The organism is Actinoplanes sp. NPDC049598 (assembly GCF_040675435.1).
In the GTDB taxonomy this organism is placed as follows: Bacteria; Actinomycetota; Actinomycetes; order Mycobacteriales; family Micromonosporaceae; genus Actinoplanes.
The window spans coordinates 458457-482355 of the sequence record NZ_JBFAOX010000004.1 but is presented as its reverse complement, the minus strand read 5'-3'; the positions used below and the strand labels follow the sequence as shown (position 1 = coordinate 482355).

Annotated in this window: 27 protein-coding genes; 9 read left to right on the top strand and 18 right to left on the bottom strand. The window is 72.0% G+C overall.

Going from position 1 to position 23899, the window contains the following annotated elements:
* Positions 1 to 9 precede the first annotated feature (9 nt).
* The 4 genes from AB0J66_RS13365 to AB0J66_RS13350 are packed head-to-tail and all read right to left on the bottom strand — an operon-like array spanning position 10 to position 2417.
* The gene (locus AB0J66_RS13365) at positions 10 to 441 is read right to left on the bottom strand and encodes a hypothetical protein (protein WP_364659449.1); all 432 of its coding nucleotides are present in this window, start codon (positions 439 to 441) and stop codon (positions 10 to 12) included.
* A 1-nt stretch (position 442) separates the two neighbouring features.
* On the bottom strand, positions 443 to 1738 hold the full coding sequence (locus AB0J66_RS13360) for a hypothetical protein (protein ID WP_364659447.1): 1296 nt from the start codon (positions 1736 to 1738) through the stop codon (positions 443 to 445).
* The gene (locus tag AB0J66_RS13355; RefSeq protein WP_364659445.1) at positions 1735 to 2049 is read right to left on the bottom strand and encodes a type VII secretion target; all 315 of its coding nucleotides are present in this window, start codon (positions 2047 to 2049) and stop codon (positions 1735 to 1737) included. Before AB0J66_RS13355 ends, AB0J66_RS13360 begins: the two co-directional genes overlap by 4 nt.
* Positions 2046 to 2417 carry a YbaB/EbfC family nucleoid-associated protein gene (locus AB0J66_RS13350; RefSeq protein ID WP_364659443.1) on the bottom strand — a complete coding sequence of 124 codons (372 nt, stop codon included), beginning with the start codon at positions 2415 to 2417 and terminating at the stop codon, positions 2046 to 2048. The genes AB0J66_RS13355 and AB0J66_RS13350 overlap by 4 nt, the downstream gene beginning before the upstream one ends.
* Positions 2418 to 2487: 70 nt before the next feature.
* Between AB0J66_RS13350 and AB0J66_RS13345 the strand changes: the two genes are divergently transcribed.
* A complete protein-coding gene (locus AB0J66_RS13345) occupies positions 2488 to 3261 on the top strand; it encodes an aminotransferase class IV (RefSeq protein WP_364659441.1) in 774 nt (257 codons plus the stop codon).
* Here AB0J66_RS13345 and AB0J66_RS13340 read toward each other — a convergent pair.
* Positions 3258 to 3818 (bottom strand): TetR family transcriptional regulator, encoded by a 561-nt coding sequence (locus tag AB0J66_RS13340; protein ID WP_364659439.1) that lies wholly within the window; start codon positions 3816 to 3818, stop codon positions 3258 to 3260. The two genes, AB0J66_RS13345 and AB0J66_RS13340, sit on opposite strands and share 4 nt — an antisense overlap.
* Before the next feature lie 74 nt (positions 3819 to 3892).
* Between AB0J66_RS13340 and AB0J66_RS13335 the strand changes: the two genes are divergently transcribed.
* Both AB0J66_RS13335 and AB0J66_RS13330 read left to right on the top strand, forming a co-directional pair.
* Positions 3893 to 4315, top strand: coding sequence for an SDR family NAD(P)-dependent oxidoreductase (locus AB0J66_RS13335; protein ID WP_364659437.1), 423 nt, complete (start codon positions 3893 to 3895; stop codon positions 4313 to 4315).
* Positions 4312 to 4752 carry a nitroreductase/quinone reductase family protein gene (locus AB0J66_RS13330; RefSeq protein WP_364659435.1) on the top strand — a complete coding sequence of 147 codons (441 nt, stop codon included), beginning with the start codon at positions 4312 to 4314 and terminating at the stop codon, positions 4750 to 4752. The genes AB0J66_RS13335 and AB0J66_RS13330 overlap by 4 nt, the downstream gene beginning before the upstream one ends.
* Before the next feature lie 39 nt (positions 4753 to 4791).
* Here the strand turns inward: AB0J66_RS13330 and AB0J66_RS13325 are convergent, their stop codons facing one another.
* The 5 genes from AB0J66_RS13325 to AB0J66_RS13305 form a co-directional block, all read right to left on the bottom strand.
* Entirely contained in the window at positions 4792 to 6840 is a 2049-nt protein-coding gene (locus tag AB0J66_RS13325) for a M14 family zinc carboxypeptidase (protein ID WP_364659433.1), read from the bottom strand.
* A gap of 60 nt (positions 6841 to 6900) precedes the next feature.
* Positions 6901 to 7491 carry a class I SAM-dependent methyltransferase gene (locus AB0J66_RS13320; protein ID WP_364659431.1) on the bottom strand — a complete coding sequence of 197 codons (591 nt, stop codon included), beginning with the start codon at positions 7489 to 7491 and terminating at the stop codon, positions 6901 to 6903.
* A 62-nt stretch (positions 7492 to 7553) separates the two neighbouring features.
* Positions 7554 to 8189 carry a LytR C-terminal domain-containing protein gene (locus AB0J66_RS13315; protein ID WP_364659429.1) on the bottom strand — a complete coding sequence of 212 codons (636 nt, stop codon included), beginning with the start codon at positions 8187 to 8189 and terminating at the stop codon, positions 7554 to 7556.
* The gene (locus tag AB0J66_RS13310) at positions 8170 to 8688 is read right to left on the bottom strand and encodes a SigE family RNA polymerase sigma factor (protein WP_364659427.1); all 519 of its coding nucleotides are present in this window, start codon (positions 8686 to 8688) and stop codon (positions 8170 to 8172) included. Before AB0J66_RS13310 ends, AB0J66_RS13315 begins: the two co-directional genes overlap by 20 nt.
* A 59-nt stretch (positions 8689 to 8747) precedes the next feature.
* Positions 8748 to 9704 carry a YafY family protein gene (locus AB0J66_RS13305; protein WP_364659425.1) on the bottom strand — a complete coding sequence of 319 codons (957 nt, stop codon included), beginning with the start codon at positions 9702 to 9704 and terminating at the stop codon, positions 8748 to 8750.
* 54 nt (positions 9705 to 9758) lie between these two features.
* Between AB0J66_RS13305 and AB0J66_RS13300 the strand changes: the two genes are divergently transcribed.
* Both AB0J66_RS13300 and AB0J66_RS13295 read left to right on the top strand, forming a co-directional pair.
* A complete protein-coding gene (locus tag AB0J66_RS13300; protein ID WP_364659423.1) occupies positions 9759 to 10178 on the top strand; it encodes a VOC family protein in 420 nt (139 codons plus the stop codon).
* 4 nt (positions 10179 to 10182) lie between these two features.
* Positions 10183 to 12867, top strand: a complete 2685-nt coding sequence (locus AB0J66_RS13295) for a cation-translocating P-type ATPase (protein ID WP_364659421.1) — start codon at positions 10183 to 10185, stop codon at positions 12865 to 12867.
* A gap of 88 nt (positions 12868 to 12955) precedes the next feature.
* Here AB0J66_RS13295 and AB0J66_RS13290 read toward each other — a convergent pair whose 3' ends face one another.
* Entirely contained in the window at positions 12956 to 14314 is a 1359-nt protein-coding gene (locus tag AB0J66_RS13290) for a cation:proton antiporter (RefSeq protein WP_364659419.1), read from the bottom strand.
* Between the two features lie 97 nt (positions 14315 to 14411).
* On the opposite strand from AB0J66_RS13290, the gene ppk2 reads away from it, so the two are divergent.
* The 3 genes from ppk2 (at position 14412) to AB0J66_RS13275 (ending at position 17496) form a co-directional block, all read left to right on the top strand.
* Positions 14412 to 15179, top strand: a complete 768-nt coding sequence (gene ppk2, locus AB0J66_RS13285; RefSeq protein WP_364659417.1) for a polyphosphate kinase 2 — start codon at positions 14412 to 14414, stop codon at positions 15177 to 15179.
* A gap of 191 nt (positions 15180 to 15370) precedes the next feature.
* Positions 15371 to 16231 carry a sulfotransferase domain-containing protein gene (locus tag AB0J66_RS13280; protein ID WP_364659415.1) on the top strand — a complete coding sequence of 287 codons (861 nt, stop codon included), beginning with the start codon at positions 15371 to 15373 and terminating at the stop codon, positions 16229 to 16231.
* 122 nt (positions 16232 to 16353) lie between these two features.
* Positions 16354 to 17496, top strand: coding sequence for a molybdopterin-binding protein (locus AB0J66_RS13275; protein ID WP_364659413.1), 1143 nt, complete (start codon positions 16354 to 16356; stop codon positions 17494 to 17496).
* A gap of 79 nt (positions 17497 to 17575) precedes the next feature.
* On the opposite strand, the gene AB0J66_RS13270 is transcribed toward AB0J66_RS13275, so the two are convergent.
* The 4 genes from AB0J66_RS13270 to AB0J66_RS13255 all read right to left on the bottom strand — a co-directional run bounded on the left by AB0J66_RS13270 (position 17576) and on the right by AB0J66_RS13255 (position 20144).
* Entirely contained in the window at positions 17576 to 18208 is a 633-nt protein-coding gene (locus AB0J66_RS13270) for a sigma factor-like helix-turn-helix DNA-binding protein (protein WP_364659411.1), read from the bottom strand.
* Between the two features lie 223 nt (positions 18209 to 18431).
* Entirely contained in the window at positions 18432 to 18905 is a 474-nt protein-coding gene (locus tag AB0J66_RS13265; RefSeq protein WP_364659409.1) for a Bax inhibitor-1 family protein, read from the bottom strand.
* 160 nt (positions 18906 to 19065) lie between these two features.
* Positions 19066 to 19434: an SgcJ/EcaC family oxidoreductase gene (locus tag AB0J66_RS13260; protein ID WP_364659407.1), complete on the bottom strand. Its 369-nt coding sequence runs from the start codon at positions 19432 to 19434 to the stop codon at positions 19066 to 19068.
* Positions 19434 to 20144, bottom strand: coding sequence for an SDR family oxidoreductase (locus AB0J66_RS13255; protein ID WP_364659405.1), 711 nt, complete (start codon positions 20142 to 20144; stop codon positions 19434 to 19436). The genes AB0J66_RS13260 and AB0J66_RS13255 overlap by 1 nt, the downstream gene beginning before the upstream one ends.
* 72 nt (positions 20145 to 20216) lie before the next feature.
* Between AB0J66_RS13255 and AB0J66_RS13250 the strand changes: the two genes are divergently transcribed.
* The gene (locus tag AB0J66_RS13250) at positions 20217 to 21146 is read left to right on the top strand and encodes a LysR family transcriptional regulator (RefSeq protein ID WP_364659403.1); all 930 of its coding nucleotides are present in this window, start codon (positions 20217 to 20219) and stop codon (positions 21144 to 21146) included.
* Here the strand turns inward: AB0J66_RS13250 and AB0J66_RS13245 are convergent.
* The 3 genes from AB0J66_RS13245 to AB0J66_RS13235 all read right to left on the bottom strand — a co-directional run bounded on the left by AB0J66_RS13245 (position 21124) and on the right by AB0J66_RS13235 (position 23806).
* Complete coding sequence (locus tag AB0J66_RS13245) at positions 21124 to 22074, bottom strand: sensor histidine kinase (RefSeq protein ID WP_364659401.1); 951 nt, start codon at positions 22072 to 22074, stop codon at positions 21124 to 21126. The genes AB0J66_RS13250 and AB0J66_RS13245 overlap by 23 nt on opposite strands.
* Positions 22071 to 22853, bottom strand: coding sequence for an MEDS domain-containing protein (locus AB0J66_RS13240; protein WP_364659399.1), 783 nt, complete (start codon positions 22851 to 22853; stop codon positions 22071 to 22073). The genes AB0J66_RS13245 and AB0J66_RS13240 overlap by 4 nt, the downstream gene beginning before the upstream one ends.
* Before the next feature lie 104 nt (positions 22854 to 22957).
* Positions 22958 to 23806, bottom strand: coding sequence for a helix-turn-helix transcriptional regulator (locus AB0J66_RS13235; protein ID WP_364659397.1), 849 nt, complete (start codon positions 23804 to 23806; stop codon positions 22958 to 22960).
* Positions 23807 to 23899: the final 93 nt, after the last annotated feature.

The following is a 23899-nucleotide window of genomic DNA, read 5'->3' as shown; positions in this document are numbered from 1 at the left end:
CCGGACGGCTCAGCTCTGACCCGGCCACGGAACGCCACCGTTCGGGCCGAAAGCCAGTTTCTGCGCGGTGGCCGCCAACTCCGTCAGCCTTTCCACGGTGACATCCGGGACGACATAGCTGTTCGCACGGATGGACTGCAGCAACTCCTCCGGCACGATGACCTGATGGCGGCGCACGTAGTAGCCGAAATCCAGTCGCCACAGCCACTCACCGTCGGTGAGGATCGAGCTGCCGTTGAGCACCTGGCGCTCGGGCTCCAGCGGGTCGTCCTCGATATCCATCATGTCGATAAGAGGGTGCCCGGCGTTGAGGTAGGCGACCACCTGAGGAGCGTCCGGCAGTTCCTCCGCCCCGATGTTGTCCCGGATGCTCTGCGGCGGCTCAGGATGCATCCCCTGACTCAGCTCGACGAACATCCCCGCTGTCTTCACCATCGGCACCTCAGTCAGTGTGCTGCGGATAGAACGTCACCCAGGTGCCCCCGTCACGGATCGACGGCACCTGTTGAGCTGCACCGTACCGGTTGACCCCGACGGCATTCGTCGGCGCCGCGACCGGCACACCCAGCGAGTCCGCCATCTGTTGGCCGACCGGCAGGGAGTCTGCGGCGGGGTCCACCGTTCCGCTGTGGCAGACCACGAGACGTACCGGGCCGCCCGTGTAGTTGGGGTTGCTCCGGACCGCCTCCGCGACCTGGTTCGGATGCGTGAAGGTGCCCGGATGGTCGGCGCCGTCCTCACCGATCACCCCGGGCCGCACCAACCCGTTGCGCTCGCCGTGCACGACGACATCGTGGTATCCCGGCTCTGGCTGAACCTTGTCGAAGTTGAGCATGGTCCGGCCGTCGTACCCGACGGCCGTGCTGGTAGGCCCGTGATAGACCGGATCACCCGACGGCAGGTGACTGTCTGGCGTCCGCGCCGGTGGCCGCGGATGATCAGCCGGATCCCTCTTGGCCCAGTCCGAGCGCTTGCCCATGTCGGTCTCGCCGCGGCGGGTGGCCCGCAGGTCGCGGATCTTGGCACCCAGCTGCTCCATGGCCGTGCCCAGGCGGCGCAGACTGGAGATCAACTGCTTGAGCCAGCGGCCGATCCGCGCGGCCCACGAGGCGCAGAGCGTGGTGACCTGCTCCACTACGAGCGGGGTGGCGACGCCGAGCGAGGCGACCAGTTCGGCCGCGTAGACGACCAGGCGGGACACCAGGGTCGCGATGCCGTCGCGGACCATGATGCGGACCGTGCCGATCAGCAGGCCGGCGCCCTCGGTCATCAGCGCCATACCGTCGGATGCGTGCCCGAGTGCGCGCAAGGTGTCGGCCCGCCGGCCGGCATGGGTGCGGTAGGTGTCGGCGGCGCCGCCGGTCCATTCGCTGACGTCCCAGTTGACGAACCCGATGAGCTCGTCGGCCTCGTCGGCCAGGCGGCCGGCCAGGTTCCGCCACGTCTGGGCGTGGGCCGAGATCTGCCCGGGGTCACCAGCCAGCCAGTCCAGCGCCTCGGACAGCGGCTTGACGTGCTCCATCAGCCACGCGATGCCGTACTGGAGCAGCGCGCCGGCGGGGTCGGAGACCAGGGCCAGGGCGTCCAGGCCCGCGCCGGCGGCGCCGAGGGCGCCATCGATCCACGAGCCGTTCCGTACGCCTTGGACGATCTGCTCGATGTCCTCGGCGATCGCGACGCCGGCCCACGCGCCCGGGCCGCTCGCCGATGGGACGGCGACGAGCGGATTCGCCGTCACCTCGCCGGCCCGCTGCGCGTGATCGCGTCGGCACTCGCCTGGTCGGTGCTGTCGTAGTGTTCGGCCGTCGCCCGCAGCTTGGCTCCGGTGTCGCGCAGGCTCCCGGCGCTGTCGCCGATGCCGTCGACCAGCACGCTCTGCAGCACGTTGAGCATCGCCGGGACCATGGCGCAGAGCCGGCCGTACGCTCCGGCATCAGCCTGAACCGCGCGGCCCGCCGCGGCCGCCTCGTCCACTTGTCCGGCCACATCCTCGACATGACCACCGTGCGCGGCGAGGTCGGCCGGGCGAACGGAGAACTCCCCGCTCACTCCGGACGGTCCGCTTCGTAGCCGGCCAGGATCGCGCGGCCCGACTCCGTGTCGGCACCGAGCGTGTCGTCGACCGCATGCCGAACCTTCTCGGCCAAGGCGGTCCGGGCGGCAGACACAGCGGCGAGGATTTCCCGCTCCGTCGTGGATGCCGGCTGGCGCCGGATGTCCTCGTCCAGATGGAGGCCGGTCAGCTCGCCCGCGCGGCCCACCGTCACTTCGACCAATCCGTCGGGGCTGCGCCCGGTGGCCCGCAGCCCTTCCATGCGGGCAGCGAGCTCGCGGGCCTGCGCGGCACGCCGCTCGAAGCCCTCCTGCCAGTCGTCGACCATCTGCTCGGCCGCCTCGAATCCACGTCCGTCGAACATTGGCCCGACGGTAGCGCACCGGACGTAGCCCGGTGATCTGGGCGGGAAGCCGTCGATCACTGTGGACGGCATGACTCACGTGGAGATCAATGGTGCGGGTGCCTCGGTGGAGGCGGTGCATCGGGCGGCGACCTGGAACTACGGGCACTTCACGTCGATGCAGGTTCGTGGTGGGGCGGTCGCTGGGCTGGGGTTTCACCTGCGGCGGCTGCGCGAAGCGTCGGCAGTGTTGTTCCCGGGCGACGTGCCGCCGGCTGATGAAGCAGTGGTGGAATTCATCCGGCACGCGCTCGGGGAACGGCCGGACGCGTCGGTGCGGGTGACCGTGCTGCCGGGGCCCGACGTGATGGTGTCGGTGTCGGATCCGGTACCGGAGGACGGGCGGCCGCCGCTGCGGGTGCGGAGCGTGGTGTACGAGCGGGAGCTGCCCGAGCTGAAGCATGTGGCGACGCTGGGGCTGACGTACCACCAGCTCGAGGCGCGCCGGGCGGGGTTCGACGACGCGCTCTTCGTCGGTTCCGACGGTGCGGTGCGGGAGGGCACGGTGTGGAACGTCGTGTTCTGGGACGGCGAGCGGGTGATCTGGCCCGAGGCACCGATGCTGACCGGCGTCACCATGCAGGTGTTGCGGCTCGGGCTGGAGAAGCTCGGCGTCCTGACGGAGGCGCGCACGGTCACCCGGGGGGCGCTGCGCGAGATGCGGGCCGCGGCCGCGGCGAACTCGCAATGCCCGGCCCAGCCGATCGGCAGCGTCGACGGCGTGAAACTGGCCGGGCACGCGGCCCTGACCGAGCTGCTGTGGCGGGCCTGGCGGGAAGTGGCCTGGGACGAGCTTGGCGCTTAGCGGGCGCTGACGGCTCCGCGGACGGCGGCGGCCAGGCTTGTGCGGCGGCGCTGGTGGTCGTCCGGCGGGTCGTGCCGGGTGGCGGCGTGGATCAGGCTGGTCGGGGACCAGGCCAGGGCCAGGGCGATGACCAGGGCGTGCACGTCGGCGGCGGGGATGTCGGGGCGTACGGCGCCGGTCTTCTGGGCCTGCTCCACGGCCTCGATCTTCGTGGGGTCGGGTGGGAAGAGCGGGCCGTCCTGGGTGACCTCCAGGCGGGCCCACATGGACAGGCGGACCGTCTGCGGGCGTTGCAGATACTCGTCGTACAGGCGGACGGCGTAGCCGGGGAGGTCCGCGGCGTCCAGCGGGACCTGGTCGACGACGCCCTGGACGACGTCGGCCAGGACCGCCGCGAACAGGTCGTCCTTGCTGCCGTAGTACGCGTACATCTGGTTCTTGCTGACCCTCGCCTGCTGCGAGATGCGGTCGACCCGGGCGCCGGCGATGCCGTGGGCGGCGAACTCGTCGGCGGCGGCATCGAGCAGGCGGCGCTTGCTGGCTTCGGTGCGGTCCACGTCACCCAGGCTATACGAACCAGTTCGTTTGGGCGTACGTTCGATACGAACCAGTTCGTATCTAAGGAGCTGACATGCAATCGACATTCCTCGCGGGCACGGTGGCGCTGGTCACCGGGGCCAGCAGCGGCATTGGGCAGCAGATCGCCGAAGATCTCGCACGACAGGGCGCCGCCGTCGGTCTCGTCGCCCGCCGTCAGGACCGCATGGAGGCGCACGTGGCGCGGCTGCGTGAGCTGGGCGCGCGGGCGGAGATGTTCCCGGCCGACCTCACCGGGACGGGCGGGCACCACCTGGTCGAGCAGGAGCCGGGCGCGGTGCGCACCGAACTGACCGACCACATCCGCGACGGCGTCCGCGAGACCCAGCAGGCCTGGTACGACTCCCTCGAGACGTTGCAGGCCCACGACGTCGCCGAAGCGGTCACGTTCATGGTGACCCGGCCCCGGCACGTGGCGGTCGCCGAGGTACGCATCCTGCCGACGGAGCAACAGTGACCGGCGCCGGGCCGGACCTGGATGCCATCCGCCGGGCCCTCGCCCTCGGCCCGGCCTCCAGCGCCCGGCAGCGGACGGTGGACATCACCACCACCGGGGCGCGCACCGGCCGGCCGCGCCGGATCGAGACCTGGTTCTACCGGTTCGAGGATCGCGTCCATCTCAGCGGCCTGCCCGGCCGCCGGGACTGGCTCGCCAACCTGGCGGCCCACCCGCGCCTGACCTTCCACCTCAAGCACGGCGTCCACGCCGACCTGCCGGCCACGGCGCGGATCATCACTGAGGAGCGGGAGCGACGCCGAGCGTTCGAGCACTTCGTCGCCGACCTGAACCAGCCGCACGATCCCGCCCGCATCGGGCGGCCGACCTCCGTCGCGGAGTGGCTGGCCGGCAGCCCGCTGGCCGAGGTCGTTTTCGACGATCCCGAGCTGTCCTGACCGGGCCCGCCCCCTCATGCCGGGGGCGGGCCCGGCCGTCTACCGTTCGGCGGCGGCGCGGTCGCGGGCCACGCGGACCAGCTCGAGCAGGCCGTTGGCGTACTCCTGGGACTCGGCGTGGGCCTCGTCGAACGGCGGCTGGAAGCCGACGCCCTCCCACTGCTGGGTGGTGTCGTTCCAGCGGTCGTTGCCGACCTCGAAGTCCCAGGCGTCGATGCCGAGCTCGTAGTAGAGCTGGTCGGCCGAGTTGCCGGCGGCCGAGTAGAGGACGTCGGCGACCGGGCCGGTGTAGGAGGGCCAGGTGACGGTGCCGCGTTCGGTGGCGATGGCGCCGACGATGCGGCGGGCCGAGTCGAGGAAGAACTTCGACTCGTCGATCGACGGGCGGGGCAGGGTGACGCGGCCGTCCGCCTTGTAGGCGCCGGGCGGCCACATGAAGTAGCCGCCGTAGCTGTGCACGTTCATGGCCAGGTTGATGTTGGGGTGGGCCTTGGCCAGGGCGATCACGTTGCGGCTCTCCGCCTCGGACAGTTCGGCCGTGCCCGCGTACGTCCCGGAAAGGCAGTTGGCACTGGCCCCGACATAGCCGTCGAAGTAGGAGCCGACCGTGTAATTGCGGTTGACGTCCACCCCCCACGAATTGCGGTAGCGCGGGTCACGACTCGTACCGGTGCAGTGGTTGACCAGGTTCTTGCGCTGGAAATTGAAGTCGTTGAACGAGTAGTTGGCGCCGTCGGGGTTGACGGTCGGGATGATGAAGATGTCGACGTCGTCGACCAGCTGCCGGGTGGCCGGGTCGGTGGCGTAATTGGCCAGCAGCCGCTCGGCGAACTCCAGGGTGACCAGCGGGGTCGCCCACTCGCGGGCATGTTCCTGGCTGTAGGCGAGGACGCCCGGCCGGGATCCGTCACGCACCTTGCCGATCCGCAGCGCCTGCACCGTCCACGGGCCCTCGGGGACCTCGGTGCCGAGCAGCCCGTCGTCGAGGCGGGCCGGCCCGGCGACCGGCATGGGCAGGCCGGCCGAGCCCTCCTCGACCACCGCCCGGAATCGCTGTGGGTAGCGGGCGGAGATGAACGCGGCGACGTCATCGGTGGTGCTGATGGTCTTCCCGGTGGTGTCGGTGGCGAGACGCACGGTCAGGACGCGGTCCCGGTAGGTGGCGGAGAGTGGGCGGTTGGCCGCGCCCGGATCGACGGTGCGGACCTGGACGCCGTTCATGCCCTGATCGCCGTAGGCGACCGACTCCACGACCACCGCGGCGGCGTTGGGATCACCGAGATAGGCGACGGCCGTACGCCGGTAGCCCTGGGTCTTGTTGGGCAGGTTGAGCACGTCGACCAGCTTCGGGTACTGCCGGGCCAGGCGCTTGATGCGGGCCTTGATGTCGACCGGCGTCATGTAGGCGGCCACGAAGTCCTTCTGGTAGCCGCTGGGCAGCGCCGGCGGGGTGGCGCCGGGCCAGACCGCCGGGGTGGCCGCGCGCGACGTCCCGCCGAGGCTGGAGGTGGCGGTCACCTGCACCGGCCGCGACGGCACGGGCTGCGGCAGAGCGTAGTGGTACTGGTACTCCCCCGAGTCCTCGAAGCGGATCAGCGGGAACGATCCGGTGGCGCCGTCGGCCGTACGCCACGTGACCGTGATCTCCACGTCGGGGTCGTCCGTAGCGGTGGTGGCGACCTGCGTCTGCACGAACGTCTGGCCGTTGCTGGTCCACCAGTAGGCCTGCAGGAACTGCAGCGTGTCGGCCTGCTGCACCGCGAGGCGCTGGGCCCGGGCGGGCGCCGACGCGCGCTGGATCACCTGCACGGGCACGGCGCCCTGGGCGGTCAGCGCGGCCAGCCGCGCCTGGTCGACGACGATGTCCGCGAGGACCGCCCCCTCGACCGTGCGGGGCCGGGCGGCGAGGTCCTCGCCGCCAGCGACGAGACGCTGCAGCATGGCCTCGTCCGGCAGGCGGAAGCGGATGAGCGCCGGCTCCCCGGCGTCGAGGGACACGCCCGGCGCGGCCTCGGCCGCGCGCGGAACCGGAATGACAATCAGCAATAAGGCGGCAGCAACCGCCGCCCACCGAGGCCGGAACGACATCGAACCCCCTGCTTCATCGAAGGATGTCGCTCATCACCTCACCTTCCGCATTGGCCATTGTCAATTGCCCGGGGTGAGCACGGCGACCAGGAAATCCGAGTCGGCGGCGAACGGGCGCAGATCCCAGGTGCCCAGCAGCAGGTCGGGGCGAAGCCCGGCGGCGGCCGCGTCGGCCCGGAAATCGTCGAACTCGTAACCGCGGCCGGCCCCGAAGCCGATCACCACGCGGCCCCGGGCGTGCTCCCGGAAGCGCCGCAGGATGGCCGGCCGGGTCGACGGCGCCACGAAGGTCATCACGTTCCCGGCGCAGACGATGACGTCGAACTCGCCGGGGATCGCCGCCTCCGACAGATCGCCCACCAGCCAGGTCGCCCCGGGGTGGTCCTTCTCGGCGGCGGCGATCAGCTCCGGGTCGAGATCGATCCCCACCACCTCGTGGCCCAGCTCGGCCAGATGCCCGCCGACCCGGCCGGTGCCGCAGCCCGCGTCCAGGATTCGCGCTCCGCGCGGCACCATCGCGTCGATCATCCGGGCCTCGCCGTTCAGATCAACGCCCCGCGCGGCCATGTCCTGGAACCGCTTGATGTACCACTGCGAATGCCCCGGGTTCGCCGCCACCTGGCGCAGCCACAGGTTCTCCTGCTCGCTCATGCACCCTCCCTGGAGATCCACGGTAACCGGGGATCTCCAGGCCGCTGTTGCGGTGCGGCCGGTCAACGGGGCGAGGCGAGGGACGAGCACTCCGGCGGGGCCGACGGCTCGCCCGCGGTGACCAGGTTCTGGTTGATCTCGGTGGGGGTGGCCAGGCGGGTGTAGGCGGTGCCGAGGCTCAGGTCGAGGGTCTCGTCGGTGCGGGTCGGGTCGAAGCCCATGGAGACCTCGCCGTGGATCTCGGCTCGGACCAGGGCCGCCGCGCCGATGGTGCTGGGGCCGTAGCGGAGAGTGGCCGCGAGCGCGGTGGCCGGGCCGGCCGGGCCGTCGATCACCGTGAAGCCGCGGGCGCGCAGATCGCCGGTCGCGACGACGGTCAGGCCGCCTCGGGCGCCGCCGATGAGGACCCGGATCCGGACGTCGGACGGGCTCTTCGGCAGGGAGAGATCGCAGGGGACTCCGGGAACGGTCGTGGGTTGAGCCGCGACCGGGTCGCCGGCAGGGACCGGGTGGTCGCGGGGCCACGCCGCGGTGACGCCCGCTGTGGCCACGACGGCCGCGCCCGCTGCCACCATGGCGGTCATCTGGCGACGGCTCCGGCGGCGGCCGCGGGCCCGGATCTCCGCGGCCGGGAGCACCTCGATCCCGCGTACCTCCGCATCAAGGTCTTTGAAGTGGTCAGGGAGCTGACGTGACATTGCGGGTCTCCTCGTCGTCTTCGGTGAGCAGCCGGCCGAGCGCGGCCCGGGCCCGGGACAGCCGGACCTTGACCGTGCCCACGGGGACGCCGGTGGTGTCGGCGATCTCCTGGACCGGCATGTCGAGCAGGTAGTGCAACGCGATGACCTGACGCTGCGCCACCGGCAGCCGCTGCAGCGCGCCGGTCACGGCCACCCGGTCCGGTGAGGGGCCCGCGGTGGCCTCGGGTGGCGGGCCCATCCGGGTCCGGGCGGCCAGCCGGCGCCGCAGACCCCGCCAGCGGTTGGCCATCAGGCGCCACGCGACCGTGCGCACCCACGCCTCGGGATCCTCATAGCCGGACACCTTCGGCCAGTGCTGCCACGCCCGCGCGAACGCCTCCTGGGCGAGGTCCTGGGCTTCGGCCCGATCCCCGCAGGCGGCGTACAGGTAGAGCACGACGCGCCGTACCGCCGCTGTGTAGAAGTCGTCGAAGTCGGCGCTGTCCCGGCCCGCCATGGTCCCCGCTTTCCGTCGGTGCTTGCACACTGGAGAACACACCGCTCCCCCGGAGCCGGTTACATCCCACCACTGGAAAAATTTGTGAGGCGGGCGGCGAGGGCGGTCACGAGGCCGCGCAGCTCCTCGGGCTCCTCGATGGCGAACGGGCGGTCGAGCGCGGCCAGCACGCGGGGGATCCAGTCGAGCTGTTCGGCGCGGATCTCGACGGTGAACCAGCCGCCCGGCGCCGCGGTCAGGACGGCGAGGGCGGCCGGGAATCGAGCGCGGATCTGCTCCTCGGTGGCCTGGATGCGCAGTCGCACGTGGTGGCGGTAGCCGGCTCGGGCCAGCCCGGTCAGCACCTCGGCCGCCGGGTCGTATCCCGGTGGCGCCTCGAAGGTGCCGGGCAGCGGCCGCACATCGGCCATCCGGTCCAGGCGGAAAGTTCTTTCCTCGGCCAGTGCCGGGTCACTGCCGCGGACATACCAACGCCCTGAGTGGGCGACCAGGCCGTACGGATGAAGCGTGCGCTCGCTGCGGCGACCGTCTCCAGCGGTGTAGCGGAAGGTGACGGGGCGGCGGTGACGGACCGCGTCCGCGATCGCGAGCAGCGTCGCCGTGCCCGGAGTGACCGGTGCACGCTGCGTCGCCGTGAAGGTGAGGATCTCCAGCACGCTCTCGACCCGGCTCGCGAGCCGCTGCGGCAGCACCCGCCGGAGCTTGGCCGAGGCGGTCTCGTCGGCCATTCCGATCAGCCCGGCCCGGCGGCCCGCCACCAGCCCGAGGAGCACGGCCAGGGCCTCGTCGTCGGTGAACATCAGCGGCGGCACGCGGTAGCCCCGGGCGAGCCGGTAACCGCCGTACCGCCCGCGGACCGACTCGACCGGGATGTCCAGCTCGACGAGATGCTCGACGTAGCGGCGTACGGTCCGCTCGTCCACGCCGAGCCAGTCGGCCAGCTCGGCCGCCCGCCGCACCCCACCCGACTGCAGCAACTCGAGCAGGGTCAGCACGTGAGCTGTCGGCCGGGCCACACCGCCGACAATACCGGGCGGAACCTGTCCGGTATTGGCTCTAGCGTCGACCGCATGAACCTCACCTCACTGCGCATCATCACGGCCGACGTCAATCGCCTCGTCGCCTTCTACGAGCGGGCCACCGGAGCCACCGCGACCTGGGCCACCCCGGACTTCGCCGAGATCACCACCGAGGGCGCCACCCTGGCCATCGGCAGCGAGAAGACGGCCCCCTGGCTCACCCCGGCCACCGGCACCGGCTCCGTGATCGTCGAGTTCCTCGTCCCCGATGTCGACGCGACGTACGGGAAGCTGCCGCAGGCCGTCCTCGCCCCGACGACGATGCCGTGGGGCAACCGCTCCCTGGTCGTCCGCGACCCCGACGGCAACCTCGTCAACTTCTTCACCCCGGTCACCCCGGCCGCCCGGGCCAAGTTCGGCCTCTCATCCCTGAAGGATGACGCACCGGGAGGCCCGGCTCGCTCAGCCTAGGGCGATGACCAGTGCGATCGACCATTGGTACGACCAGCGCGCCGATGCGGTGGTCGCCGCCGTCGACAGCGATCAGGTCCGCGGGCTGACCACCGCCGAGGCCACGGCCAGGCGGGAGCGGTACGGGCCCAACACGATCGCCGCCGAGAAGCCGCCCTCGATCCTCGCGGTGGCGGTGGCGCAGCTGCGGGATCCGATGAACCTCATGCTGGTCGCGGTGATCGTGGTCAGCATCGTGATCGGCGAGGTGTCCACGGCGTTCATCGTCGGCTTCCTGATCCTGCTCAACGTGGTGCTCGGGGCCCGGCAGGAGCTGGCCGCCCGGGCCAGTGTGGACGCGCTGTCGCGGCTGCAGGTGCCGCAGGCCCGGGTGATCCGCGACGGCGCGCTGGCCCTGATCCCCGCGCCCGACCTCGTGCCGGGCGACATCGTGCAGGTCGAGGCGGGCGATCTGGTGCCGGCCGACGGGCGGGTGCTGCGCTCGGCCACGTGCGAGACGCAGGAGGCCTCGCTCACCGGCGAGAGCGCGCCCGTGGCCAAGGGCGCCACCGCGCTCGACGCGAGCGAGGTCGGCCTCGGCGACCAGGCCAACATGCTGTTCCAGAACACGTCGGTCACCCGCGGCACGGCCACGATGGTGGTCACCGCGACCGGCATGAACACCCAGATGGGCCGGATCGCCACCATGCTGAGCGAGGTCACCCGCACCCGGTCGCCGCTGCGCCGCGAGCTCGACTCGCTGACCCGGGTGCTCGGGGTGATCGCGTGGACCGCGGTCGCGTTCATCGTGGTGGCCGGCTGGATCCGCGGCATGGACCTCGACGACCTGCTGCTGGTGGGCACCGCGATGGCCATCTCGGCCATCCCGACCGGCATGCCGGCCTTCGTCTCGGCGCTGCTCTCGCAGGGCGCGCAGCGGCTGGCCGCGGCCAAGGCCGTCGTCAAGAACCTGACCGACGTGGAGACGCTGGGCGCGACGAGCGCCGTCAACACCGACAAGACCGGAACCCTGACGATGAACGAGATGATGGTCTCGACCGTCTACTCGGCGGGCAACTGGTTCGGCGTCACCGGCGAGGGCTATGCCAAGACGGGCCGGATCACGTCGGTCGCGGGGGCGCCCGTTCCCGACTTCACCCGGCTCGCGCTCGGGCTGGTCCTCGACAGCGACGCCACGGTCAGCGATCAGGGCGACGTCGTGGGCGACCCGACCGAGGCGGCGCTGGTCGTGCTGGCGGCCAAGCTCGGCGTCGACGCGGAACAGACCCGGCGGGCCTGTCCGCGGCTGGCCGAGGTGCCGTTCGACTCCGAGTACAAGTTCATGGCGACCTTCCACCGCGTCGAGCTCGACGGCGCCGAGCACCTCATCGAGCTGGTCAAGGGCGCCCCCGACGTGGTGCTCGCCCGCTGCTCGCGGTCGGGCCGGGCGGTGGGGCCTCAAGAGCCGATCCAGGCTGTACGCGGTGAGCTCGCGGCCGCCAACGAGAAGCTCGCCGCGGACGGGTTGCGGGTGCTCGCGTTCGCGGCCCGGACCATCGACGCGTCCGAGTCGCTCGACGACCCCATGGCGCTCACCGACGATCTGGTCTTCGTCGGCCTGGTCGGCATCATCGACCCGCTGCGGGCCGAGGCCAAGGAGGCCGTACGGGTCGCGCTGCGGGCCGGCATCGACGTCCGCATGATCACCGGCGATCACGCGGTGACCGCCCAGGCCATCGGCCGCACCCTCGGGCTCGGCCCGGGCGCGATCAGCGGCCCCGAGCTGGCCGCCCTCCCCGAGGACGAACTGACCCGCCGCCTGCCCGAGCTGCACGTCTTCGGCCGGGTGTCACCCGAGGACAAGCTGCGCCTGGCCCGCTCCATGCAGGCCCAGGGCCTGATCGTGGCCATGACCGGCGACGCGGTGAACGACGCGGCCGCCCTCAAACAGGCCGACATCGGCGTCGCCATGGGCAGCGGCAGCGAAGTGACCAAACAGGCCGCCCGCATGATCCTCACCGACGACAACTTCGGCACCCTGGTCCGCGCCATCGAGATCGGCCGCCGCGTCTACGACAAGATCGTGGCCTACGTCCGCTACCAGATGACCCAGCTGCTGTCGCTGGTGCTGCTCTTCGTGTCGGCCACCGCGTTCAATCTGAACGAGGGCGTGGCGCTGACCCCGTCGATGGTGCTCTACCTGCTGTTCACCTGCACCGTCCCCGGCGTCGTCATCATCGCCATGGACCCCGGCGACCCGCAGGTGATGGACCGGCCACCCCGCGACCCGAAGATGCCGATCAGCAACCGCACGGCCGTCTCGCTCTGGCTGCTGTACGCGGTGGTGCTGTTCCTCGCCGCCCTCGTCCCCCTGGTCTTCGGCCCGAACGTGACGATGGCGTTCGCGGTGATGGGCTTCGGCACCGTCTTCAACGCCCTCGCCAACCGCCGCGACCCGGCCGGCGGCCTGCAGCCGCCCCTGCTCAAGGCGCTGGGGGTGGGGCTGATCCCGGTCGCCTTCATCGTGCTGGCCACCCGGGCCGACTTCCTGCAGAGCAGCCTGCAGACCACACCCCTCGCCGGCTGGCAGTGGCTGGCCTGCCTGGGCCTGGCGCTGACCCTGCCGGCCACGATCGAGCTCAGCAAGCTCATCCGCCGCACCCGCCCCCAAACCGCAGCCCACCCACCCAAGGGGGCCCCCGCCGCTTGAGCGATTCTCCCGCCGATCCCACCGGCGTGCGCACCCGCCTGTGGACAGCCGGTCATTGTGGATAACTGCCGCCCGGCCGCGCGCCGTGCTACGGCTCCTTGCGAAAACGCCCGCTGAGGCGCGCCGCCGGCGCCGGCCCGTCCCCCGCCGCCGAGTGCTCACGGGAGGCGCCCCGGGTGCCCGGCGGTGAAGACAGGGGCTGTTCCGATGCGCCCAGCCCAGAGCCGGCAACGCCCGGGTCGGAGAAGGCGCCGCCCGAGTGGGCGGGAGCGCCGGACGAGTCGGAGGGGCCTCCGCGTGCGGGTGATCGCTCCGCCGCGCCGAAGCGGGCGGCCCAGGGGCCGGCCGTGAGGCCGTGGGCCACCACGCTGAGCAGGACGGTCAGGACGATGGCGGCGACCGCGGTGTCCGCCGCCGGGCCCAGCTCCTCGACGGCCAGCAGGGCGAAGACGATCGAGGCCAGGCCACGCGGGCCGAACCAGCCGACGAACAGCACCGTGCGCGGGGAGAAGCGGGCGCCGATCAGGCTCAGCAGCACCGGGCCGATCCGGATCACCGTGAGGCTGAGCACCGCGTACAGCACCATGGCCCAGGTCCACCGGGCCGGCAGCAACGGGACCGCGATCGCGCCGAAGGCGGTCCATACGAGTAGCGAGGCCAGACCGGCGGTTTGCTCCACGAAGAACACCTCGCGGGGGCCGCCCCGGCCGGCGACGTGCCCGAAGGCCAGCCCGGCGGCGAAGGCGGCGACGAACCCGTTGGCGTGGGCCGCGACCGAGCCCGCGTACGCCAGGAGGGCGAGAGCCAGCACCGCCGGTCCCGCGAAGGCCTCGCCCGCCGTACGCAGCAACCGCCCGCCCACCGTGCCGGCCGCCACCCCGATCAGCACCCCGCCGGCGAGTTGCAGGACGGCCGTGAGCAGCGGCGCGCCCGAGGCCGCGCCGGCCAGCGCGACCACCACGACCGGGGTGACGATGCCGTCGTTCACGCCGCTTTCGACGTTCAGCACGCGCCGGATCCGGGCCGGGACCGCCGGGTGCGTGATGACCACCGCGCCGAGTGCGGCGTCGGTCGGGGCCAGCGCGGCCCCGATCAGCAGCGCCAGCCACAGGTCGGGCAGGCCGAGCAGCCACCACGCGAGCACGGTGCCGGCCACGACCGTCAGCGGCAGCGCCAGCCCGAGCAGCCGCCCGTAGACACCGGCGTCGCCGCGGAGCTCACGCGGCCCGACCCGTGAGGCGTCGGAGAACAGCACCCACACCAGCGTCGCCTCGGTGAGCACCTGGACGCCCTCGGTGTGCCGGTCCACGTCGAACAGCAGCGCGAGCGCCACCCCGACCGCCACGAAGACCATGGGGGCGGTCAGGTTGAGCCGTTCCAGCCGCGCCGAGAGCACGCCCCACGCGAAGACGGCGAGGGCGACGGTCAGCACGGCGCCGGCGGACATGGCCGATCCGACCACGACGCGGCGGCCGCGGAAACCACCCCGGGCGGATGAGGGTCCCGTACGGCCCGTGGGTCATCTTGTGCCTATGGGCCGGCGGATGAAGCGCAAGGAGTACGAGCACGAGCTGCGCCACCTGCACGGGGAGCTGGTCGCGCTCCAGGAGTGGGTCAAGGACACCGGGGCCAAGGTCTGCGTGGTCTTCGAGGGCCGCGACACCGCCGGCAAGGGCGGCATGATCAAGGCGATCACCGAGCGGGTCAGCCCGCGGGTCTTCCGGGTGGTCGCGCTGCCGGCGCCCACCGAGCGGGAGCGTTCCCAGATGTACGTTCAGCGGTACATCCCGCATCTGCCCGGTGCCGGTGACGTCGTCATCTTCGATCGCAGCTGGTACAACCGCGCCGGCGTGGAACGGGTCCTGGGGTTCTGCACCGAGCAGCAGTCGCGGGACTTCCTGCGGGCCGTGCCCGGCGTCGAGCAGGCCATGGTCGACTCCGGCATCATCCTGATCAAGTACTGGCTCGAGGTCAGCCCGGAGGAGCAGACCCGGCGCCTGGAGAGCCGGATCAACGACCCGCGCAAGGTGTGGAAACTGTCCGAGCTGGACCTTCGGTCCTACCGCCGGTGGTACGAATATTCGCGCGCCCGCGACGACATGTTCCGCGCGACCAACTCCGCCTGGGCGCCCTGGCACGTCGTGAACAACGACGACAAGAAGCGGGGCCGGCTCAACCTGATCACGCATCTGCTCGGGAGCATCCCGTACCAGCCGCTCAAGCCGGCCGACGTGACCCTCCCCCACCGCCAGAAGCCGCACGGCTACCAGGAGCCGAACCTCCCGGTGATGCACATCCCGGCGCCGTTCTGAGGTCCTGAGAGATCCCTGGACATTTAACACGCTGTTTACAGCAAGCCCACAGTTTAGATGTGCACCTAATCAGTCGAATTTAGGGTAGATTCCCCGTACCCAAAGCCATTTACGCAGGTTAGACCGCGTATTTGAAGATCAACTTGGGCGCTCCGTCTCCCCCTGCCACCGAAAAGACAAGGGCTCAGACGATGTTCAACAGCGCTGTGCTGTTCGCCAAGCACCACACACCCAACCAGGCGCGCGTGCTCGCCCGCCGGGCCATGCTCGAGGCCCACAACGTCAAGTTGCGGGTCACCGTGCCGGTCGAGGCGCGTACGGAATTCACCAATGTGTACCACTGCGCGATCCGCAAGACGGCCAGCCAGTGGGTCAAGGCGGTCTTCAGCGACCCGCTCGTCTTCCGGCACTCCGGGCTGCTGACGTACGACCCCCGCTACTACAACTGGAGCCACCCGAACCTGTGCCCGCCGGGCCGGGTGGCGCTGTCGCTGTTCATCGCCCGCGACCGCTTCGACCAGGTCGAGAAACCGGCCCGGCACCGCGCCTTCTACGTGCTGCGCGACCCGCGCGACCTCGTGGTCTCCAGCTACTTCTCCAATCGCGACTCCCACTCGCCGATGGGCGACGTGCTGCAGATCCGCCGCGTGCTGCAGGAGAAACCCAAGAAGGAAGGCCTGATCTACCTGATCGAGGATCTGGCCGCCAAGGGCCGCTTCAACTCGCTGCAATCGTGGGTGAACGCCCCCGAGTCCGACGAGGTGCGCCTCTTCCGGTACGAGGACCTCACCGGCGAACACCAGGAACGGGAGGTCGCCGCCCTGATGCGGCACTGCGGCATCCACATCCCGCCTGACGACCTGGCGACGCTGCTGGCCCGCTACAGCTTCTCCCGCATGAACGACCGCCAGGGCGCGGGCGCCGTCTCGCACTACCGCAAGGGCGAGCCGGGCGACTGGCGCAACCACTTCGACGACGACATCCAGGAGGCGTTCACCAAGGCCACCGGCAACCTGGTCGACCGACTGGGGTACCCCGCCTATCAGCATTAACGGGCCGCCGTTGGGCAGACGTAGGGTGTCACAACACCCGCCGCCCGGTTGGAGAGGTCTTGGCCGCACCATCGACGTCGCCCGGCCACGGCCCCGACACCGGCCCCCGCTTGACTGACGGCGTGCAGACAGGCTGGTCGCAGGCGTACGCCATCGCCACCACCGCGCCCAAGCCGCTCCCACCCGAGCCCGTCCCGGCCGAGGCCGCCACCGGCCGCGTCCTCGCCGCGCCACTCGAGGCCGCACGCCCGGTCCCGGCCTTCGACACCGCGGCCATGGACGGGTACGCGGTGACGGGCCCCGCCCCGTGGCGCGTGACCGGCCAGCTGCTGGCCGGCCCACCACCCCCGATCCGGCTGTCCACCGGCGTCGCCGTGGAGATCGCCACGGGGGCGGTGGTGCCGGCCGGGGTCGAGGCCGTTCTGCCTTATGAGGACAGCCGCCTCGAGGGCGGCCATGTCACCGGCGAACTCGGGCCGCGCCGGCACATCCGGCGCGCGGGTGAGGACGTACGTCCTGGTGATGTGCTCGTGGCCGAGGGGCGAACGGTGAATGCCACGATCGCGGCCGCGGCCGTGCAGGCCGGAGCCGGCCGGCTGGTGGTCCATCGGCTGCCCTCGGTGACGCTGCTGGTGACGGGCAACGAGGTGATCGACTGCGGGGTGCCGGGTCCGGGGCAGGTGCGCGACAGCTTCACCGGGCTGGTCACGGCCATCGTCGCCCGGGCCGGGGCGGGGCCTCTCACGCGCCGGCACGTACGTGACGTCGCGGCGCTGCTGGAGTCCGAGGTGGCGGCGGCCGGCACCGATGTCGTAGTCGTCTCCGGCTCGTCGTCGGCGGGCGCGGCCGACCACCTGCACGGCGTGCTCGGCCGGCTCGGCGCGACCTGGCACGTACGCGGCGTCGCCTGCCGTCCCGGCCACCCGCAGGCCCTGGCCGAGCTGCCCGACGGCCGCTGGGTGGTCAGCCTCCCCGGCAATCCCCTGGCCGGCCTGGTCGCCGCCCTGACCTTGCTCGAGCCGCTGCTCGGCGCGCTGGCCGGCCGCCCACCGGCCGCACTGCCCGAGGTTCCCGTCCACGGCCAGGCCAAGCTCCTGCCCACCGGCGTACGCATCGTCCCCGTGCACCACGCCGCCGCCGGCTGGCACATCACCGCCCCCACCAGCTCCGCCGGCCTGCACATCGCCGCCGTGTCCGACGCCCTCGCCGTACTCCCCCCAACCTGGACCGACGGCGCCCCCGCGCCCTTGCTGGCCCTCCCTTAGCCGCCCCACCAGCGCGGGCCCCGCCCCGATCCTGGCCGCTCTCGATCATGCTGGACGGCTGGCGTGGGAGCCGGCTGTCTCAGCGGCCGGGGTGGAGCCAGACCGGTGGGCGGGGCACCGGGTGGACGCCGCGGCTGAGGCAGCGCTCCAGCTCGGCCAGGTCGCCCTCGCCGGCGGCGCGGAAGGCGCGTGCCAGGCGGCGGTGTTCGTGGCGGTCGACCGGTTGGCGGCGCTTCCCCGCTACGGCCCGGTGGCCACGCCGGACGAGCTGGCGCGCGTGGTCCTCGCCCAACCCCAAGATCTGTGAGATGCGGCGGTACGGATAGTCGAACGCCTTCCGCAGCAGATAGGCCGCCCGCTCGGCGGGTGTCAGCCTCTCCAGCAGAAGGCGCAGGGCGTCGTCCACCGCTTGATGCAGTTCCGCGAGCGTCTCCGGCCCGGGTCCGCGATCGACCACCTCGGCGGTCGCGAACGTCTCGTGCCGCCACCGGGCCGACTGCCTGACGTTGATCGCCAGCCGGGTGGCAGTGACGGCAAGGAAGGCCGGCGGGTGCCGGACCACCGAACGGTCGGTGCGCTCCCACCGCAGCCACGTCTCCTGGACCACGTCCTCGGCCTCACCCCGCTCGCCGATGACATGCAGCGCCGCCGCCAGCACACGCGGGCGCGCCGCCTCCCACTCCCCCAGCACCCCGGTCACCCCCTCGATCACCGTTCGAGGCTCAGCCTGCCCCCGGCCACCCCGGGGCCGCGCCCCGGGGATCCCGTGGTCGCCCCCGTGGTCCTCGGCGCAAGGTGGAGCCGGCCCGTGATGGTTCCCGGCTGGGGAGTGAGCGACAGAGCGGAGTGGAGACGCGCGAGGCGGCGCGGGAGGGGCGAGGCAGCGCAAGCGGAAACCGGCCCGTGGAGGGCGGACCGGCTGGGAAGGCGGCTGGTCAGCGGTCGTCGGAGCGGCCGCTGAAGAGGGTCAGGAAGAAGAGGAAGACGTTGAGGATGTCGAGGAAGATCGAGGCGGCCAGGAGGGGGGCCGAGGCGATGTCCGTGTTGCGGCGCAGGCGCTGGAAGTCGACCAGGGTGAGGGCGGCGAAGATGACCAAGCCGAGGATGGAGTAGATCAGCGCGCCGTTCGGGATGTTCACGAAGATCAGCACGATGCTGAAGGCGATCAGCGCGAGCAGCGCCCAGAAGGCGAAGCGGGCGAGCTGGCTCAGGTCACGGCGGGTGGCGTAGCCGGCCGAGCCGAAGCCGGCGATGAACAGGGCCGTCGCGCCGCCCGCCTGCCACAGGGCCTGCGGGTCCTGGCTGGCGTAGTAGGCCAGGGTGGGGGCGACGGCGAGGCCGATGAACAGGCCGAAGAGCGCCAGCAGGCCGACCGTCCACTCGCGGGAGCGGCGGGCGGTGAACTGCATGCCGAGCAGGGGGTGACTCCCGCCGGCCCGTAGGCGATCGAGTCAGTCATGACCGCATCGGTACCCGCCCGCCTTCCGCTCGGGGTCCGGACGAGAGTGCGGTCACACCGTGTCGCCCGACACCGGCGGCGGGAGCGGCGGGCCGCCGGAGCCGGTGAGGTCAGACCCGCGGCGACACGTGGTAGTGGCCGATCCGCCAGCCCTCGGCGGTCCGTACGGCCACCACGGTCAGGTTGACCAGGGCCCGCACCTCGGGACCGACGGTGAAGTCGGCCTCGGCCCAGCCCAGCACCGCGTCGTCGCCGAGGCGCCGCACCTGCAGCAGGCGATAGTCGACGGTCATCCCGGCCGGCTGACCGGCGTAATAGGTCTCCACGCCGGGCCGGCCGATGGTGTACGGGTGCAGTCCCTGGAACACCGCGTCCTCGGTGAAGAGCGCGGCCACGCCGGTCGCGTCGTGGGAGGCGATCGACTTCTGCCAGGCGTCCAGCAACGGGCGGAGGGTGGCCTCCTCCAAGAAGTCGCTCATCAGTGGCCCGCGCTCTGTCCGCCGTCGACGTGCAGGATCTCGCCGGTCACGAACGGCGCGTTCTCCAGGTAGAGGATGGCGTCGGTGATGTCGCTGATCGCGCCCATCCGGCCCACCGGGTGCAGCGCGGCCAGGAAGTCATGCGTCTCGGCCGGGTGCATCGGGGTGGTGATGACGCCGGGCGACACCGCGTTGAAGCGGATGCCGCGGGTCGCGTACTCGATGGCCAGGGCCTTGGTGGCCGAGTTGAGCCCGCCCTTGGTCAGCGAGGCGAAGACCGAGGGGAGGCTGCTGTTGGCGTGGTCGGTGAGCGACGTGGTGATCGTGACGACGTGGCCGCCCTCCCCCTGGGCGAGCATCGCCTCGACCGCCTTCTGGGTGACCACCACGAAGCCGCGCAGGTTGATCGTGGTGACCGCCTCGAGGTCCTCGGCGGTGTAGTCGGTGAACGGCTTGGCGATGAAGATCCCGGCGTTGTTGACCACCGTGTCGATCCGGCCGAACTCGGCCAGGCCGGCCTCGACGATCCGGGCCCCGACGGCCGGGTCGGCGATGTCGCCCGGCACGGTCAGGATCCCCGGATCACCCGAGGGGGCGATGGAGCGCGAGTTGGCCACGACCGACCAGCCGAGCTTGCGGTACGCGGCGACGGTGGCGGCGCCGATCCCCTGGGAGGCGCCGGTCACGACAGCTACTTTGTTGTTTGTCATGACCAGATCGTGCGTCGGCGTGATTCCGGTGGCACGACTGCTTTCCTCCCTGGTGAGAGGCTGCCCCTACCAATGGAGTTACGCCAGCTGCGCTACTTCGTCGCGGTCGCCGAGGAGCTGAGCTACGCCCGGGCCGCCGAGCGGCTGCGCATCGCCGGCCCGTCCCTGTCCCAGCAGATCAAGGCGCTCGAGCGCGACCTGGGCACGCAGCTGTTCGACCGCGACCGCCGCACCGTGCGGCTGACCGCGGCCGGGCTGGCGCTGCTCCCGCGGACCAGGGCGCTCCTCGAGCAGGCGGACGATCTCCGGCGTACGGCCAAGGGTCTGGCCCGGAACCAGCCGGTCCGCCTCGGCTATGTCAACTGGCGGCCGCCCGACCTGGCGGAGCGGGCCGCCGGGGTCGCGCAGCTGCTGGTCGACGCGTGGGTCCTGCCGTCGCACGCGCAGGCCGCCCGGGTGGTCGACGGCGGCCTCGACCTGGCGATCTGCTGGGTGCCGGTCGGCACCATCACCGAGGACAAGCTCGAGGCGCGTCTGCTCGGCTCGGACCGGCTGTACGCGATCAGCACCGGCCCGGCCGGCGATCCGGTCCGGGCGGCCGACACCGTCGTGCTGATCGACGCCGACGAGAACAGCTGGTCGTCGTGGAACCGGTGGGCGCTGGCCCTGGCCGATCAGACCGGGGCCCGGGTCGAGCACGTGCCCGAGGGCGGCGTGACCGGGGCGGCGTTCTTCGACCACGTCCGCCGCCTGCGCCGGCCGGTCGTCAACAACCCGAAGAGCCAGACCGCGCCGGTGCCACCCGATCTGGTGGCCCGCCCGATCCGGCAGCCCACGCCGTACTGGACGTGGTCGCTGGTCTCGCGCCTGGACGAGCCGCGGACGGCGGTGCGGGCGGTCGTCGAGGCGCTGACCCGGTCGGTCGACCGGACCTGTCTGGACGACCCGAACGCGTGGCTGTCACCGGAGGACCCGCACTCTATCGGCCGGCGGTCAACCTGATCGTGAAGGCGCCCGCGTCGCGGTACATGACGACGTGGTCGCACGACTGGTGGGCGATCCACAGGCCGAGCCCGCCGTCCAGGCCGTCGCCGGTGGGCAGCAGGCCGGCGAACGGGTCCTTCGGGCCGGGCCCGGCGTCGCTAACCGTCACCACGATCCGGTCGTCGCCGCTCCACAGCCGCATCCGGACCGGGGCCCGGCCGTGCCGGTGCCCGTTGGCCACCGCCTCGCTGACCGCCACGACCAGGTCGTCCACGTCGTCGGGGGCGAGCCGGCCGCCGTCGGCGTCGCGCACGGCCTGCCGGGCGTCGCTGAGGGTGGGGCTGTCGATGTCGGCCCGGGGCACGCCGCGCTGCAGCGGATCGGGGACGGGCCGGCGGCGGTCGCTGAGGAACGACACCGGGTCGACGTACGTCTCGTTCGGCACGTGACGGCCGTCGGGCATCGCCGTCCGCGGGTGGGTGCGCAGCACGTCCTCGTGCACGGCCGGGGGCATCGTGCGGGTGTCGTAGGCGCACATGCTCCAGAGCGGGAACTCGTCGTACGCGTGGTTGATGGCCGACTCGTAGCGGGCCCACGAATCCCAGGCCGGGCCGAACATCTCGGTGGTCAGCTCGCCGATGATCCGGATCTGGCCGGCGCCGGCGGTGACATGCTCGGCCAGGAGCTTGCGGTACGCCCGGATGGCGCCGGCCGGGCGCGCGTACATCGCCCCGCCGGACATGAAGACCACCGGCGCGTCCCCCGGCAGCGCCGACCGCACCACACCGGCCGAGCGCTCGCCCAGCGCCACGATCGTCGGCTCCCCCGCCTCGGCCCCGCCGAGCAGGAACGGCACGGCCACGGCGAGCAGATCGTCGTCGGAGTCGTAGCAGACGGCCTCGTGGTAGTAGCCGAGATGCCCGGCGGCGGCGCCCGTCCTGGTCATCGGGCCGCCTCCACCCGCACGCGGGGCAGGTCGAGCAGACCGGCCAGCCGCGACACGGCGCCGAGCCGGGTGCGCAGCACGGCGGTCGTACGCTGCGACTCCGCGTACCGCTGCAGGGTGAGCAGGGAACGGTGGTCGATGAAACGCAGCCCCGCCGCGTCCACCACGACCTCGCCGGGGGCCCGGTCGAGATCCGTACGGCTCAAAGCCATGGCGAAAAGCTCCTCGGCCGACATGTCGAGCTCGCCGTCGAGCACCGCCTCGGCGCTCGACGGCCCCGGGTGCAGCTGGAACGGCACGCCGGCGTCGTGGCTGGTCTCATGCAGGCAGGCCAGCTCGGCCACGGCCCGTTCCCCCAGCTCGGCCCGGTCGAATGCGCAGACGGCGCTCATCGGGTTGTCCCGCATGTAGCGGCCGATCACGTACTCGTACCGGGTGAAGGCCTCCCGCTGCTCGCCGGTGCGCACCAGCGGGGTCGCGTCGGCCACGACCCGGAAACCGGTGTAGCCGGCGGCCAGCGCGTCCTCGGTGACAGCGGTGTAGAGGGCCACCTGGGTCGCCGGGTCGACGACGGTGGCGCCCGCGTAGGCCTCCTCGAAGGGGATGACCCGGATCGCGCCGCCGCGCACCGACGGGTCGGCCGTCCTGGCGCTGGGCACGTACCAGACCAGCTCGCCCGCCGCGAGCCCGACTTCAATAAATTTCCGGGCGTACGCGTCGAAAAGCCGCTCGTCGCTGTAAGCCCAGCACTCGTGCCCGGCCTTGATCGCCGGACTCATGCGCCGGACGCCGTGGCACTCATCATTTCGCAACAGTAACCACCCGCGCCGCCGCCCGCGACGCGCGAGCACGGACGGATGGCACATGCGCCCCTCATGCCCGCTCAGCCGGGTCTTGTAACCTGCCTTCTGGCCGGCAAGCCGGCGGAGGCGAGCAGGGCCAGTTTCTCCGCGTCGGCGGAGCCGGCGTCGGGGTGCAGGACGACCATCATCAGGTGCTCGGTCCCGGCGATGGCCAGCCGTTCCCGGTTGAGGGTGAGCTCGCCCACCTGCGGATGATTCAGCCGGATGGGTGTACCGGACTGACCCCGGACCTCGTGCCGGGCCCAGAGCCGGCGGAACCGGGGGCTGGCCAGGGTGAGCTCGCCCGTGAGCTCGATGAAGCGGGGATCGTCGGCATCGGTGCCGACGGCCTGGCGCAGGTTGGCCACGAAGCACTCGGTGACGTTCTCCCACTCCGGGTGCAGCGCCTGCTGGGCCGGCTCCAGGAACAGGTCCCGGAGCTGGTTGCCGCCCACGGCCAGGCCCGGCAACAGCGACTGGGCCAGGTTGTTCACGGCCAGGACGTCGAAGTACCGGTCCTCGATGAAGGCGGGCTGGACCAGGGACTCCAGGAGCTTGAGGGCGCCCGGGGGCGGGGTCTCCCGGCGCGGCCGGCGCTTGCGGCGGCGGGCGGCCTCCGAGACCAGCGTCATCAGGTGGGCGAAGTGGTCGTCGTCGAGACGGAGCACCCGGGCGATCGACTCGAGCACCTGGACCGACGGGTGGCGGTCGCGGCCCCGCTCCAGCCGCAGGTAGTAGTCGGCGCTGATGCCGGCCAGCATGGCCACCTCCTCGCGGCGCAGGCCGGGCACCCGGCGCACGCCGACGCCGGGGATGCCCGCCTGCTCCGGGGTGACCAGCTCGCGCCGGGCCCGCAGGAACGCGCCGAGGGCGTTCGTCGTCTCGCTCACCAGGCCAGCGTAGATCCGGGCCGGGCCGACAGCCGGGGTCCTGTCAGGCCCCCGGCTGAACAGGGCTCTGGGTGTGGCCGGTGGCCGCGCCTA

Coding starts and splice junctions, on each gene's coding strand:
- AB0J66_RS13350 (WP_364659443.1), bottom strand. CDS start 2,417: ATGTTCGACGGACGTGGATTCGAGGCGGCCGAGCAGATGGTCGACGAC.
- AB0J66_RS13345 (WP_364659441.1), top strand. CDS start 2,488: ATGACTCACGTGGAGATCAATGGTGCGGGTGCCTCGGTGGAGGCGGTG.
- AB0J66_RS13335 (WP_364659437.1), top strand. CDS start 3,893: ATGCAATCGACATTCCTCGCGGGCACGGTGGCGCTGGTCACCGGGGCC.
- AB0J66_RS13325 (WP_364659433.1), bottom strand. CDS start 6,840: ATGTCGTTCCGGCCTCGGTGGGCGGCGGTTGCTGCCGCCTTATTGCTG.
- AB0J66_RS13320 (WP_364659431.1), bottom strand. CDS start 7,491: ATGAGCGAGCAGGAGAACCTGTGGCTGCGCCAGGTGGCGGCGAACCCG.
- AB0J66_RS13315 (WP_364659429.1), bottom strand. CDS start 8,189: ATGTCACGTCAGCTCCCTGACCACTTCAAAGACCTTGATGCGGAGGTA.
- AB0J66_RS13310 (WP_364659427.1), bottom strand. CDS start 8,688: ATGGCGGGCCGGGACAGCGCCGACTTCGACGACTTCTACACAGCGGCG.
- AB0J66_RS13300 (WP_364659423.1), top strand. CDS start 9,759: ATGAACCTCACCTCACTGCGCATCATCACGGCCGACGTCAATCGCCTC.
- AB0J66_RS13295 (WP_364659421.1), top strand. CDS start 10,183: ATGACCAGTGCGATCGACCATTGGTACGACCAGCGCGCCGATGCGGTG.
- AB0J66_RS13290 (WP_364659419.1), bottom strand. CDS start 14,314: ATGTCCGCCGGCGCCGTGCTGACCGTCGCCCTCGCCGTCTTCGCGTGG.
- ppk2 (WP_364659417.1), top strand. CDS start 14,412: ATGAAGCGCAAGGAGTACGAGCACGAGCTGCGCCACCTGCACGGGGAG.
- AB0J66_RS13280 (WP_364659415.1), top strand. CDS start 15,371: ATGTTCAACAGCGCTGTGCTGTTCGCCAAGCACCACACACCCAACCAG.
- AB0J66_RS13265 (WP_364659409.1), bottom strand. CDS start 18,905: ATGCAGTTCACCGCCCGCCGCTCCCGCGAGTGGACGGTCGGCCTGCTG.
- AB0J66_RS13260 (WP_364659407.1), bottom strand. CDS start 19,434: ATGAGCGACTTCTTGGAGGAGGCCACCCTCCGCCCGTTGCTGGACGCC.
- AB0J66_RS13255 (WP_364659405.1), bottom strand. CDS start 20,144: ATGACAAACAACAAAGTAGCTGTCGTGACCGGCGCCTCCCAGGGGATC.
- AB0J66_RS13250 (WP_364659403.1), top strand. CDS start 20,217: ATGGAGTTACGCCAGCTGCGCTACTTCGTCGCGGTCGCCGAGGAGCTG.
- AB0J66_RS13245 (WP_364659401.1), bottom strand. CDS start 22,074: ATGACCAGGACGGGCGCCGCCGCCGGGCATCTCGGCTACTACCACGAG.
- AB0J66_RS13240 (WP_364659399.1), bottom strand. CDS start 22,853: ATGAGTCCGGCGATCAAGGCCGGGCACGAGTGCTGGGCTTACAGCGAC.